The organism is Serratia sp. TSO36, from assembly GCF_057808395.1.
In genome coordinates this window covers 22,817-36,703 of the sequence record NZ_JBJZOU010000005.1, presented here as the reverse complement: position 1 = coordinate 36,703, position 13,887 = coordinate 22,817, and the positions used below count along the sequence as shown (strand labels likewise).

The 13,887-nt window shown below is 60.8% G+C and carries 10 protein-coding genes; 4 read left to right on the top strand and 6 right to left on the bottom strand.

Annotated elements, in window-relative coordinates; translation table 11 throughout:
• Positions 1–186: 186 nt before the first annotated feature.
• Positions 187–1,566, bottom strand: a complete 1,380-nt coding sequence (mpl, locus tag ACK3CV_RS02350; protein WP_033636810.1) for a UDP-N-acetylmuramate:L-alanyl-gamma-D-glutamyl-meso-diaminopimelate ligase — start codon at positions 1,564–1,566, stop codon at positions 187–189.
• A 169-nt stretch (positions 1,567–1,735) separates the two neighbouring features.
• Here mpl and fbp point away from each other — a divergent pair, with 169 nt between their 5' ends.
• Positions 1,736–2,740 (top strand): class 1 fructose-bisphosphatase, encoded by a 1,005-nt coding sequence (gene fbp / locus ACK3CV_RS02345; RefSeq protein WP_004933587.1) that lies wholly within the window; start codon positions 1,736–1,738, stop codon positions 2,738–2,740.
• Between the two features lie 45 nt (positions 2,741–2,785).
• Here fbp and ACK3CV_RS02340 read toward each other — a convergent pair whose 3' ends face one another.
• Positions 2,786–4,339: a methyl-accepting chemotaxis protein gene (locus ACK3CV_RS02340; protein ID WP_033636809.1), complete on the bottom strand. Its 1,554-nt coding sequence runs from the start codon at positions 4,337–4,339 to the stop codon at positions 2,786–2,788.
• A gap of 260 nt (positions 4,340–4,599) precedes the next feature.
• On the opposite strand from ACK3CV_RS02340, the gene ppa reads away from it, so the two are divergent.
• Positions 4,600–5,130: an inorganic diphosphatase gene (ppa, locus tag ACK3CV_RS02335; RefSeq protein WP_004933594.1), complete on the top strand. Its 531-nt coding sequence runs from the start codon at positions 4,600–4,602 to the stop codon at positions 5,128–5,130.
• 52 nt (positions 5,131–5,182) lie between these two features.
• Here ppa and ACK3CV_RS02330 read toward each other — a convergent pair whose 3' ends face one another.
• Genes ACK3CV_RS02330 through tamA form a run of 3 tightly spaced genes read right to left on the bottom strand, consistent with a single transcriptional unit; the run spans position 5,183 to position 11,066 of the window.
• Complete coding sequence (locus ACK3CV_RS02330) at positions 5,183–5,530, bottom strand: gamma-glutamylcyclotransferase family protein (RefSeq protein WP_033636808.1); 348 nt, start codon at positions 5,528–5,530, stop codon at positions 5,183–5,185.
• Between the two features lie 2 nt (positions 5,531–5,532).
• Complete coding sequence (gene tamB, locus ACK3CV_RS02325) at positions 5,533–9,351, bottom strand: autotransporter assembly complex protein TamB (protein ID WP_164141521.1); 3,819 nt, start codon at positions 9,349–9,351, stop codon at positions 5,533–5,535.
• Complete coding sequence (gene tamA, locus ACK3CV_RS02320; protein WP_204280380.1) at positions 9,348–11,066, bottom strand: autotransporter assembly complex protein TamA; 1,719 nt, start codon at positions 11,064–11,066, stop codon at positions 9,348–9,350. The genes tamB and tamA overlap by 4 nt, the downstream gene beginning before the upstream one ends.
• A gap of 304 nt (positions 11,067–11,370) precedes the next feature.
• On the opposite strand from tamA, the gene msrA reads away from it, so the two are divergent.
• Together msrA and paeA are read left to right on the top strand one after the other, a co-directional pair.
• A complete protein-coding gene (msrA, locus tag ACK3CV_RS02315; protein WP_033648689.1) occupies positions 11,371–12,012 on the top strand; it encodes a peptide-methionine (S)-S-oxide reductase MsrA in 642 nt (213 codons plus the stop codon).
• Positions 12,013–12,192: 180 nt separating this feature from the next.
• Positions 12,193–13,518: a polyamine export protein PaeA gene (gene paeA / locus ACK3CV_RS02310; protein ID WP_033636802.1), complete on the top strand. Its 1,326-nt coding sequence runs from the start codon at positions 12,193–12,195 to the stop codon at positions 13,516–13,518.
• Between the two features lie 73 nt (positions 13,519–13,591).
• Here paeA and ACK3CV_RS02305 read toward each other — a convergent pair whose 3' ends face one another.
• On the bottom strand, positions 13,592–13,798 hold the full coding sequence (locus ACK3CV_RS02305) for a DUF1107 domain-containing protein (RefSeq protein WP_033636801.1): 207 nt from the start codon (positions 13,796–13,798) through the stop codon (positions 13,592–13,594).
• Between the last annotated feature and the right edge of the window lie 89 nt (positions 13,799–13,887).

The following is a 13,887-nucleotide window of genomic DNA, read 5'->3' as shown; positions in this document are numbered from 1 at the left end:
ACGGCTTTGCAGAGCTGATTACCCTCGTCACTGCCACTGCCGAGTTCTGACGCAAACGCCGATTTCCCAGAGACCCTCTCGTCGTCCTATCCGACGAACCCCGTTGCCCTCGCTCGCGAGGGCTTTTTTATGGGCGTAAAAAAGGCCGCGAATGCGGCCCTTGATGTGGCTGATGCGGCTGAGCGATCAGTAGGTGACTTTCGGTTCCTGCTTTTTCGCCAGCGCGTCCAGCAGACGGTCGTGAATGCCGCCGAAGCCGCCGTTGCTCATCACCAGAATGTGATCGCCCGGCTGTGCGGTTTTCACCACCATGTCCACCAGCGTGTCGAGATCCGCGCTCCAGTGCGCCGGCTGCACGCAGGCATCCGCCACCTCCGCCACCTGCCACGGAATGTGGTGCGGCTGGAACAGAAACACCTCGTCGGCGCGGCCGAGCGAAGGCGCCAGATCGTTTTTGCTGATGCCCATTTTCATGGTGTTGGAGCGCGGCTCCAGCACCGCCAGAATGCGCGCCGTGCCGCCGACCTTGCCGCGCAGCGCGGCCAGGGTAGCGAGGATCGCCGTCGGGTGGTGCGCGAAGTCGTCGTAAACCGTGACGCCGTTGGCCTCGCCACGCAGCTCCAGGCGGCGGCGGGCGTTGATGAAGTCGCCCAAGGCGCGGCAGGCATCCGCCGGCTGCACGCCGACGTGACGGGTCGCCGCGATGGCCATCAGGCCGTTATGCATGTTGTGCTCGCCCACCAGCGCCCAGTTCACTTCGCCGACCTGCTCGCCGTCGAGGAACACCGCGTAATGACTGGCGTCCGGCGTCAGCTTCTGCGCGCGCCAGGTGCCCTCTTCGCCTACCAGCTCCTGTTCGCTCCAGCAGCCCATCGCCATCACCTGCTTCAGGTGGCTGTCGTTGTCCGGTAGGATGATCTTGCCTTTGCCCGGCACCAGGCGCACCAGGTGGTGGAATTGTTTCTGAATGGCTTTCAGATCGTCGAAGATATCGGCGTGGTCGAACTCCAGGTTGTTCATGATCAGCGTGCGCGGGCTGTAGTGCACGAACTTGGAGCGCTTGTCGAAGAACGCGCAGTCATACTCGTCGGCCTCGATCACGAAGAACGGGCTGCCGCCGAGGCGAGCCGAGACGTCGAAGTTGCCCGGCACGCCGCCGATGACGAAGCCCGGCTGGTAGCCGCAGGCTTCGAGGATCCAGGTCGCCATGCCGGCGGTGGTGGTTTTGCCGTGGGTGCCGGCGACCGCCAGTACCCAGCGATCGCGCAACACGGCGTCGTGCAGCCACTGCGGGCCGGAAACGTAAGGGATGCCACGTTCCAGTACCGCCTCCACGCACGGGTTGCCGCGCGTCATGGCGTTGCCGATGATCACCAGATCCGGCGCCGGATCCAACTGGGCTGGATCATAACCCTGAATAAGATCGATCCCCTGGTTCTCCAGCAGCGTGCTCATCGGCGGATAGACGTTGGCGTCCGAACCGGTGACGTCATGCCCCAATGAACGCGCCAGCATCGCCAGCCCGCCCATAAAGGTGCCACAGATCCCAAGAATGTGAATGCGCATAGGTTTCTCATGTGAGTGCATCGAATGTCGGCATATTCTAACGCTCAGAATCGTCCAGAAGAAATGGATTTGCCTATGAATAGCGCGCATCTTTGGGCTACACTGCACGCGAAAACGTTGGCGGTTTGTTAACAGGCCGCTATCCATCCGTAGATTCAGGGATTGTGTCATGAAAACGTTAGGCGAATTTATCGTCGAGAAACAGCACGACTTCTCTCACGCCACCGGCGAGCTGACCGCGTTACTTTCTGCAATTAAACTGGGCGCCAAAATCATCCACCGCGACATCAACAAGGCCGGCCTGGTTGATATTCTGGGAACCAGCGGGGTGTCCAACGTACAGGGCGAAGTTCAGATGAAACTGGACCTGTACGCGAACGAAAAACTGAAAGCGGCGTTGAAAGCACGTGGTGAAGTTGCGGGTATCGCTTCCGAAGAAGAAGATGAAATCGTGATATTCGACGGCGAGCGAGCTGAAAATGCCAAGTATGTCGTTTTGATGGACCCGTTGGACGGTTCGTCCAACATCGATGTCAACGTCTCGGTCGGTACGATTTTCTCTATCTACCGTCGCATCACGCCGGTCGGCACGCCGGTGACCGAAGAAGACTTCCTGCAGCCGGGTAGCGCCCAGGTCGCAGCGGGTTATGTGGTTTACGGTTCGTCCACCATGCTGGTGTACACCACCGGTTACGGCGTCCACGCCTTCACTTACGATCCGTCTCTGGGCGTGTTCTGTCTCTCTCACGAGAAAGTACGTTTCCCGGCGAGCGGCAACATGTATTCCATCAACGAAGGCAACTACATCAAGTTCCCTCTCGGCGTGAAGAAATACATCAAGTACTGCCAGGAGCAGGATGAAGCGACGCAGCGCCCTTACACCTCGCGCTACATCGGTTCTCTGGTGGCGGACTTCCACCGCAACCTGCTGAAAGGCGGCATCTACATCTACCCAAGCACCGCCAGCCACCCGCAAGGCAAGCTGCGCCTGCTGTACGAATGCAACCCGATGGCGTTCCTGGCCGAACAGGCCGGCGGTAAGGCCAGCGACGGCAAAAACCGCATTCTGGACATCACGCCGGTGAAACTGCACCAGCGCGCGCCATTCTTCGTCGGCACCAAGTCGATGGTAGAAGACGCGGAACGCTTCATCGCCGAAAACCCGGACGAGTAACGCGTTCTTTGCAAGGGTTCGGCGCCGCGCCGAACCCTTATCGCCTTACAGCTTGAACGCCGCCATGCTCTGCGCCAGCAGCTGAGCTTGATCTTCCAGCGAGCGCGTCGCCGCCGCCGACTCTTCCACCAGTGCCGCATTCTGCTGCGCCACCTGATCCATCTGCGCCACCGCCAGGTTCACCTGTTCGATACCGCTGCTTTGTTCGCGCGTCGCCGCCGAGATCTCACGCATCAACGCCGTCACCCGGCCCACTTCGCCGGTGATGCCGCTCATGGTCTGCGCCGCCGACTCCACCATCTGCTCGCCTTCCTGCACCCGGTTCTGCGACGCTTCGATCAACCCTTTGATCTCTTTCGCCGACTGGGCGCTGCGCTGCGCCAGATTGCGCACTTCACCGGCCACTACCGCAAAACCTCGGCCCTGTTCGCCGGCGCGCGCCGCTTCCACCGCCGCGTTCAGCGCCAGGATATTGGTCTGGAAGGCGATGCCGTCCATCACGCTGATGATGTCGGCGATGCGGCGCGAGCTGTCGGTGATCGCCTGCATCTTGCTCATCACCTGGCTGACCACCTCGCTGCCCTGGTTGGCGATATCGGACACGCTCAGCGCCAGCTGGTTGGCCTGTTCGCAGTTCTCGGCGTTCATTTTCACCGTCGAGGTCAGCTGTTCCATGCTGGCGGCGGTTTCTTCCAGCGAAGCGGCCGATTCTTCGGTGCGCTGCGCCAGATGCAGGTTGCCGGCCGCCAGTTCGCGTGAACCGGTGTCAATCTGGCTGCTGGCGTCGCGCACTTTGCTGACCGAACTGGCCAGCGCCTGCTGCATACGCTGCATCGCCCGCACCAGGCGGCCCATCTCGGTATCGCCCTCGCCGCGGATCTCGTGGGTCAGATCGCCGCCGGCGATGTGTTCCAACTGCGCGATGGATTCGTCCAGCGGGCGCAGAATGATCACCCGCAGCGCGAACCAGGCCAGCACCGCCAGCAGCACGCTGAGCAGGCCCGCCACCACGATCAGCGAGATCTTGGTGCTGGCGTTGCTTTCCGCGTCATACACCTGCTGCGCGCCGAGCTTCATGGCGAAGCTGCGGAAATCGCTGAGATCCTTTTCGAACGCGATGCTCAACGCGGAGATGCGCGTTTCCTGAATATGATAATACTCATCGATTTTGCCGGCCTTGATGGCGGCGGCCATCGGCTTCACGCCCTGATCCAGATAGGCGCGGTAGCTGTTTTGCAGGCGGTTGGAGAGTTCGCGGCCGCGCTCGGTCACGGTGCCGACGCCGACAAAGCGCGCCATTTCCTTGTTCGACTGCTCAAGGTAACCGTAGATGCGGCCCACGGTGGCGTCGGAGACATCAGTCTGGCCGATCTCCCGTTGGCGCACCGCCAGCGAGGCGGCGGTTCTGGCGCGCAGCGTCAGGTTGGAGCTGTTGGCCAGCGAGCCCAGCTCTTCGCCGAGGATCTGGTTTAAGGTATGGATCGAGCGCGATCCTTCGTTAATCGCGTTGACGCCAATAACGCTGACCATGATCAGCAGCATGGTCATCAGGCTCAGCAGGGCGATCAGCCCAGCCTTCACCGTAATCTTTTTTAGCATGAGTTCTTCCCGGCTTCAGAATAGTGAGATCAGACGTAGTAGGGGCGGCAAAACGCGGAGCCAGCTTTGCTGGCTCATTATTGTTTGTTGAAGTTATCGGCAGGCGGAGGCAAAACTTCATGCCGCGGCGGGATTAATCTGGAAATTCTCCGTGCGCCAGCGCACTGGGTTTTCGACGATGAAAAGGGCAGGAAATCGCAAAAGAGTCCGCTATAATAGCCGCCACTCCATTTCTGGTTTGATGATTAAAGGAAACCGACATGAGCTTGAATCTGGTCCCTGCTGGCAAAGACCTGCCGGAAGACATCTACGTAGTAATCGAAATCCCGGCCAACGCCGATCCAATCAAATACGAAATCGACAAAGAAACCGGCGCGCTGTTCGTTGACCGTTTCATGTCCACCGCGATGTTCTACCCGTGCAACTACGGCTACATCAACCACACCCTGTCTCTGGACGGCGACCCGGTTGACGTGCTGGTCCCAACCCCATACCCGCTGCAGCCGGGCTCCGTGATCCGCTGCCGTCCGGTTGGCGTGCTGAAGATGACCGACGAAGCCGGTGAAGACGCCAAGCTGGTTGCGGTACCGCACAGCAAGCTGACCAAAGAGTACGATCACGTGAAAGACGTGAACGACCTGCCGGAACTGCTGAAAGCCCAGATCGCTCACTTCTTCGAGCACTACAAAGATCTGGAAAAAGGCAAATGGGTGAAAGTGGAAGGCTGGGCAGACGCTGCCGCGGCTAAAGCGGAAATCATCGCCTCGTTCGAACGCGCCGCCAAGAAGTAATGCCTGCCGCCGTCCGATGAAAAAACACCGCTCAATGAGCGGTGTTTTTTTATTACTGATCGTCGAGACGTTTCAGCCAGTCGCCGCTGGTAATTCGCGGGTAACCGTCCACGCTGTGTTTGTACAGGTAGATCCACGCACTCCCATAAGGCGTCTGAATCAGTTCGCGCTTATAGTCCTTGGTGTTGCTTTTCAGTTCGTCCAGCTCTGCCAGAATCGATGAGTTAATACGATACACTTCGCAATGTATCGTGCCCTCTCCAGGGATCGCCGCCGGGTAATGGCCCAGATTATAAATCTGATAGCCTTCGAGCTCGTGCTCGCCGAGCCATTGGGCGTTGGTCATCCAATGGCTGTTTCCCTGTTTGCGCCGTAAACTGCCGTAGACAATTATTCGCATCGCTAAAACTCAAACTGATAGAGCAAATCTAATGCCTGGTCGAGACCAGACACCGCTTCAAGATACAACTTAGGCATCAGGCGATAACGCAACGTCAGCGTGGCCAAGGAGTCGAAGATGCCCACCCCATATTTTACTTGTAAGCCTGGGAGAACATAGCCGCTCACGACAACCTGGGAACTGTCGCCAACCCCCTGAGTGTCCAGAGCCAAATTACTTACGCCGAATGCCTCGCCGATTTTACCCACAAGTTGACCACTTTGTGCAACCCCCATGCCGATTAACATCGAGGTCATGGCGTTGCCGTCGGCGCCGGAGCTGCTCAAGCCCTGGCCGCGCAGCAGATAAGACAGGGCTTCCTGTTGCGATTTGGCCGGATCGGAGAACACTTCCAGCTTCGGCGCATCCGCCAGGCCGGTCACGCGCACGCCGGCGGTCACATCGTCCTCGGTGGATTCCGGGTTGCGGATCGCCTCGATATTCAGCAGCGGCTGATCCGGCGGGCCGGAGAACATCAGCTGCCCTTTACGCACGATCAAATCCTGACCATAAGCATGGAAGCGGCCGGAAGGGATGTCAATCTGGCCGTTGAGGCCCAGCCCTTTCTTGTCCTGCACCACCTTCAGGTCGCCCTTCAGGCGGGCTTTCAGACCAAAAGCGTCCAGCCGCACGTCGTTGCCGACGTGGATCATCAGATTGCTGTTGATCGGGATCGAGGCGGTCTTCGGTTGAATCGGCTTCAGCTGGTCGTCCAGCATCACCTCGTCGGAAGAGACGCCCACCGCGCTTTCCGGCAGCTCCTGCACCGTGATGCGCGCCCACGGAATGTCGACCTTGCCGTTGAGCGAGAACAGCTGCGGCGTGGCTTCGAACACCAGATCCGGCGACACGTCGATGCGGATCATCGGCGGCACCGTCACCCGCAGCTTATCGCCCTTGGCGGCAATGCGCGCACGCCAGGCGTTGATGTCACGCCAGTCGGCGTCGCCCGCCAGATTCAGCTGGCCGCGCGTGGTGCTGAGCAGCCCTTCCAACGTCGAAGTCATGCCGTTGAAATTCACCGCCAGCCGCGCGTCGGTCATATCGAACGGCATCCAGTGCCCCTGCACCTTCGCCCGATCCAACGCCAGGCGCCCGAACACCAGCGGCTTCTGCGCGCTGCCGCCCAGGCGCAGGTTGGCGTTCAGCATGCCCGCCGCGCTTTCGCCCTTCATCAGCGCCGGGTTGATCAGCGCCAGTGAGATGTTGGTGATATTGACGTTGCCGCTGATGGTGCGCCGCACCTGCGGATCCGCCACCTGGATATTGCCGTCGAACTGGCCGTTGTTGGTCAGCTTGATCCGCCAGTCGGCCAGCGCGCGACCGTTGTTCAGGCCGGCGTTGAGGGTCAGCATGTCGAAGGCGATCGGCAGCGCGTTGCCCTGCACCTGCTGCACCACTTTGACGCCGTTGCCGGCCAGCGTGACTTTCGCCTCCGGCAGCGCGCCGCCCGGTTTCCAGCTGACATCGGCCCGGCCGGTGAACACCCCGCTCAGGGCAGTTTCCGGGCCGAGGAACGGCTTGATCATCGCCAGATCGAACCGGTTGAGCACCACGCTGGCCTGGCCGCTCTGGCCGGCTTCAATGGTCTTAGGCACGCACAGCTCGGCGTTCGGGTTCTGCCAACAGTGCGGCCCGACGCTGATTTTCTGCTCGGTGTTCAGGTAGTCCAGCGCGATGGCGCGCGTCAGGCGCCATTCCCCGACCGGCGTATCGAAGCGGGTGTTGTTCAGATTGCCGCGCCAGCGCTGCTGCTGGCGATCGAAGCTGCCCTGCAGCGCCAGCTGGCCGGAGACCGGTTTGCCGTCGATCTTCAGCTGCAGCTGGTGCTGCTTCTCGCTGCCCTTGGCGTCGAGGGTCAGCAGGCTGACCTCCAGCGCATCCTGCTTCAGCTGCTCGACGCGTACCGCCAACTGCCCCTGGATCTGATCCGTGGAGCGCACGTCGCCGTCTATTTTCACGCGGTTGATGCGCAGCGCCTGCCACTGCAGGCCGGAAGCGGTCAAATCCGCCAGCAGCTGCGGCGCCTGCAGATTGCCGCGCAGCTTCAGCAGCCCTTTGGCGGTGCCGCCCAGGCCCGGCAGCGCGCCGTCCAGACGCGGCGCGTCGATGTTGGCGTCCAGGTTCCAGCTCTTCTCGTCCAGTTGCCCTTTGACGTTCAGTTGGTTACGCCCCAGCGCCAGATCGATGCCGGGGATTTTCCACTGCCCGGCGGCGTTGCCGCTCAGCGTACCGCGCGCCGTGACCTTGTTCTGCTTCACGTTGCCGTCCAACTGCAGCACCGGCACCTGCAGCTGCCAGCTGCCGCCGTGCAGGCTGCCGCGCGTGGTGATCTTGCCGTCGAGTTTCGCCGGCCATTCCGGCCACTGCTTGGCGGTATTGATGCCGCTCAGCGTCAATTGCGAGTTCCAGCTGATGGCCTTGCTCCAGTCCACCAGCGCGGTGAGATCGGTATTGCCCTGCAGCGCCGCCAGCCGCAGGCGCTCCAGCTTGAACTGCTCGACGTTGCCTTTGCCGTCCAGCGTCAGCACCGCCGGCGGCAGATCCTGGCCTTTCAGATTGGCGCGCGTCGACAGCGCGTAGTCGGTCGCCTTGCCGTTAAAGCGCAGGCGGAAATCGTTGACCTGATACTGCGCCTCGCCGCTCAGCGGCCATTTCAGCTGCTTGCTCTGCAACGTCAGCGCCAGCGGCAGGCCGGCTTCGGCCAGCCGGGTTTGCACATCGAGCTGGGCGCCGACCGGGCCGGACAGGTTCAGCGCCACCTTCAGCTCGTCACGCAGCCCGCCGCCGACGTTCAGCTTCACCTTCTCGCCCTTCAGCGGTTCGATGTTCAGCGCGCTGTTGGCGCTCAGGGACACCGGCCAGTCGCCGGTCAGCGTTGCCTGCCCCTGCAGCGACAGCGTGCCCTGTGGCGACTTCACGTCGAAGTTGTCCAGCTGGATATGTTGATCCTGCGTGCTGGCCTGCAGCAACAGGCTCGTGATCAGCACGTCGGTATCGCCGGTCAAGCGCAGCTGCTCGCCGCTGATCTCTTTGACGGTGATATCCAGCGGCAGGCGGATGTCCGGCAGATCCGGCAACAGCGGTTTGGCGAACAGTTCCTTCAGCGTTTCGCCCAGCGGCTTCTCTTCCGGCTGCGGCGCCGGCTTCGCCGCGTCGGTAACCTGTTCGCCGACCTTTTTCGCCACCTCGACCGCCGGCTGCACCGCTTCCGGCAACGGGTTTTGCGGGGTTTTCGGCAAGGCGATCAGCAGCGAGCCGATCTTGGTCGGCATCAGCGTCAGCGCGCGCTCTTGCCACTGCGCGCCGGTGCGGAACTCGGCCAGCGAGATGGCGGTGTCGTCGACGGTGACCTTGACGTTGTTCAACGCCAACAGGCGCAGCGTGATCGGGTAAGGCGTGCTGAGATTGGTGGTCGGCTCACTGCTCTCCTCCACCGGCGCGGAAGGCGCCATCTCTTTGGTGTTCACCGCCACGTCCACATCCTGGGCGGTCAAGGCGTTGACGCACAGCGAGCTGCGCTTAAAGCAGGAGAGATCGAGCGACAGATGGAACTGCCCGGCGTTAACCGTCACGCCCGGCATCTGATACTTCACGCCCTTCAGCGTCAGATCGCGCCAGCCGCCGCTGACGCCGGCGATCTCCAGCCCCGGCACCCAGCGCGCCGCGCCGTTGATGACCATATGCAAACCGGTGGTGGTGCCTATCAGGAAGGCCAGGCCGCCGATCAGCAACAGCAGAACGACCAGAAATCCGAGACAAATCTTTTTAACCAGGCTCATAGTTCAGGCCCCAAACCGATGTAGAACTGCATCCCGTGGGTGTCCTTGTCCCCCACGGGCGCGGCGATATCCAGCTTCACCGGTCCCACCGGCGACTGCCAGCGCACGCCTACGCCGGCGCCGGTCTTGAAGTTGCTCTTCTTGATATCGTTCACCGCTTCACCGGAGTCGACGAACATCGCCCCCCACCATTTGCCGGTCACGTTGTATTGGTACTCCAGCGAGCCGGTCAGCATCTTGGAGGCGCCGGTCAGCTTGCCGTCGTCACCGCGCGGCGAGATGTCTTTGTACTTGTAGCCGCGAATGCTGCGGTCACCGCCGGCGAAGAAGCGCAGATCCGGCGGCACCTTGTCGAAGTCGTTGGTTTCTATCCAGCCCACCTGCCCGCGCGCCACAAAACGATGCTTGTCGGCCAGGGTGCGGATCCAGACGTTCTGCGCCTGCATCAGCGCAAAGTCCACGCCGGAGCCCCAGGAGGTGTCGGACACGTCGATAGAGTAGCGCTGGCTGTCGCCCCAGGTCGGCATCAGACCGCCGCGCGAACGGGTGCGGCTGAAGCTGACGCCGGGATACAGCAGCATGGTGGTGTTGCTGACGTTACCCTGGGTAAAGTTATCCCAGCGCCAGGTCAGGTTGATCGCCCGCTGCCAGCCGCTGGAAAGATCCCAGTTGCGCGAGGCCACCACTTTGGAGGTGACGGACTTGGTGTCGTTAAGATCGACGTTCTTGAGGCCGCCCTGCAGCAGGTAATACTGCTCCAGCGGGTTCTTCAGCAACGGGATCTTGTAGGTCAGATCCAGCTGCTGCTCCGGCGCCGACACGCTGGCGCTGGTTTCCAGGCTATGCCCGCGATCGTTGAGCCAGGGCTTTTTCCAGGTGCCTTTCACCCGCGGGCCGACGTCGGTGGAGTAGCCGATACCGGTTTCGACGGTGTTGCGCGTGCGCGGCGTCACCAGCGCGTCCAACGGCAAAATCTTGTTCTCTTTGGCATCGTTGAAATCAGGGGACACCACCACCGAGTTGAACCAGTTGGTGGCGGACAAACGGCGGTTCAGCTCGGCCAAATCCTCCGAACTGTAGTAATCCCCCTGATGAAAGGGCACCAGATTTTGCAGATAGTCTTCGCGGATTTGCGAACCGGTGAATTTCACCTTGCCGAAGCGGTAACGTTCGCCGCTGTTGAAATCGATATCCCAAAACGCCTTGTGCAGATCTTCGACCACGCCGAGTTGGCTTTTGGTCATGTCGGCGTCGAAGTAGCCTTTGCGCAGCGCCAGGCCGGTGAGCGAGCCTTTGAAACTGTCATACTTGCCGTGGTTGAGGATCTCGCCGATGGTCGGCCGCCCCTTCTTCACCAGCGCCAGGTAGTCCTCATCGGTCTTCGCGCCGCCTTCCAGCACGATGTTGGCGCCGGCGATACGCACCGGTTCGCCCGGATTGACCTTGGCGTGCAGCACCGGGCGCGACATCCCCGGCCGATCGTCCAGCGTAAACTCGATGGTCGGCTGGTAATAACCGAGCGCGCGCAGCCCCTGGCGCACCGCCTCATCCACCCGCGCGCGGAAGCGCCCGTCGGTGCCGACCTCTTCAGGCGTGATCGACGACAGCCGCACCCGGACGTTTTTTTCCAACTCTCCGCTTAACCCCTCCACCTGCAAGCGCACGTTGGCCGCATAGGCCGCAGGTGCCGCAAGCAACACAGATATCAAGCACATGACCGGGTACTTTGGCACGTGTTCTCCTTATTGATTTTACTTTCCTGTTATGGTGTTCGCTCCGGGGCCAGGGCAGACTCCGCGCTATCATGACGGCAGCCCTCTTCAACCTTGTTCCGGACGCCGCCCGCCGCGCTTGCCACCACCGCGCAACAGGCGAATTCTTCACTTTTGGCGCTCAAAATACTGCGTTAAGCTTATACATAAACTCAACTTGCCACTTATTGTGGGCAAAGACGCGGTGAGATACAACCGAACCGCCCCCATGTAGGGTCAATTCTTACTGTGACAACAGGAGTCAACCGTGGTGCCATTTTTTGATAAATCACAAACCGTCGATAAGGCAAGCGCGCTGCCTGGCCGCACCACGCCAATGCCTGTCGCAACGCTCAACGTGGTCACCGAACACTCGATGACCCAGGTGCCGGCAGGCATGGAGGTGGCGATCTTCGCCATGGGCTGTTTCTGGGGCGTTGAGCGCCTGTTCTGGCAGCAGCCGGGCGTCTACAGCACCGCCGCCGGCTACAGCGGCGGCTACACGCCGAACCCGACCTACCGCGAAGTGTGCAGCGGCCAGACCGGCCACGCCGAAGTGGTGCGCGTGGTGTTCGATCCGCAGGTCGTCAGCTACAAACAGCTGCTGCAGGTGTTCTGGGAAAATCACGATCCGGCACAGGGCATGCGCCAGGGCGGCGACGTCGGCACCCAGTACCGCTCGGCGATTTATACGCTGAGCCCGGAGCAGCAGGCCGAGGCGGAAAGCAGCCTGCAGCGCTTCCAGCAGGCGATGGAGGCGGCGGGCGACAAGCGCGTCATCACTACCGAGATCGCGCCGGCGCTGCCGTTCTATTACGCGGAAGACGATCATCAGCAGTACCTGTTCAAAAACCCGGAAGGCTACTGCGGGCTGGGCGGCATCGGCGTTTGCCTGCCGCCGCAGGGCTGATCCGATGCCGGCCGGCGGCACTTTTTTAACCGCTGGCGGCCCCTATGGGGCAACTGCTATACTGTGCGGGCCGCTTCTGCGGCCCGATAGCTTCCCTTCTGGTTGTTATCGCTGCTTTTTTTGCTATGTACTACCCTTCCTCAAGAGCGCCGGCATCCCGTCGGCACGTATGGATAGATTATGTTAAACAGTATTTTACTGATTCTTTTTCTGATCGCGGTGAGTGCGTTCTTCTCACTGTCGGAAATCTCTCTGGCCGCCTCGCGCAAGATCAAACTGAAGCTGATGGCGGACGAAGGCAACGTCAACGCCGCCAGAGTGCTTAAACTGCAAGAAACCCCAGGCATCTTCTTCACCGTGGTGCAGATCGGCCTGAACGCCGTGGCCATCCTCGGCGGTATCGTCGGCGACGCGGCTTTCTCTCCCACCTTCAAGGTGTTGTTCGATCGTTTCCTGTCGCCCGAACTGGCGGAACAGGTCAGCTTCATCTGCTCCTTCGTGCTGGTGACCAGCCTGTTTATCCTGTTCGCCGATTTGACCCCGAAGCGCATCGGTATGATTGCACCAGAGACGGTCGCCGTCCGGATCATCAACCCGATGCGTTTCTCCATCATGATCTTCCGCCCGCTGGTGTGGTTCTTCAACGGCATGGCCAACCTGATCTTCCGTATGTTCAAGCTGCCGATGGTGCGCAAGGACGACATCACCTCCGACGACATCTACGCGGTGGTGGAAGCCGGCGCCCTGGCGGGCGTGCTGCGCAAGCAGGAGCATGAGCTGATTGAAAACGTGTTCGAACTGGAATCGCGCACCGTGCCGTCTTCGATGACCTCGCGCGAAAGCGTGGTGTACTTCGACCTGCGCGAAAGCGAAGAGAGCATCAAGGAGAAGGTCTCGACCCATCCGCACTCCAAGTTCCTGGTGTGCGACGGCCATATCGATCAGGTGGTCGGCTACGTCGATTCCAAAGACCTGCTGAACCGCGTGCTGGGCAACCAGAGTCTGGTGCTGAGCAGCGGCGTGCAGATCCGCTCGGCGCTGATCGTGCCGGATACGCTGACGCTGTCCGAAGCGCTGGAAAGCTTCAAGACCGCCGGCGAAGACTTCGCGGTGATCCTCAATGAATATGCGTTGGTGGTGGGCATCATCACCCTCAATGACGTGATGACCACGCTGATGGGCGATCTGGTCGGCCAGGGCCAGGAAGAGCAGATCGTGGCGCGCGACGAAAGCTCATGGCTGATTGAGGGCGGCACGCCGATCGACGACGTGATGCGCGTGCTGGATATCGACGAGTTCCCGCAGGCGGGCAACTACGAGACCATCGGCGGCTTTATGATGTATATGCTGCGCAAGATCCCGAAACGCACCGACTTCGTCAAATACGCCGGCTACAAGTTCGAAGTGGTGGATATCGACAGCTACAAGATAGACCAGTTGCTGGTCACCCGGCTGAGCGACAAACCGGCGGCGGTGCTGCCGAAAGCGCCGGAAGACACCCCGTAGCTTGACGGCGATAAGACAAAAACATCAGCGGCCCCATCGGGGCCGCATTTTTTTACCGCTGTCAGCGAGGTGTTCACCCCATCTCGGCCTGCAGCAGCAGCACCTGACGGTTCACTTCAGACATCACGCTGAAATGGCGCTTGTCGCGAATCTTCGGCGGCAGGATTTTCCCCTCGTCGAATTCAAATGCGCCCACGTCCTTGATATACAGCCTTCCGCGAAACAGGGTCTTAACGTACTTCGCCACTTTCAAAGGGTTATAACGCTGGAAGATTCTCATTCTTTTACGCTCCTCCCGTTGATCCATGCGCTCAGCGAGCCGCCAAAGGTGGCAGCCTCGAAATTCAGAACGCAACTTGATTGCATGTA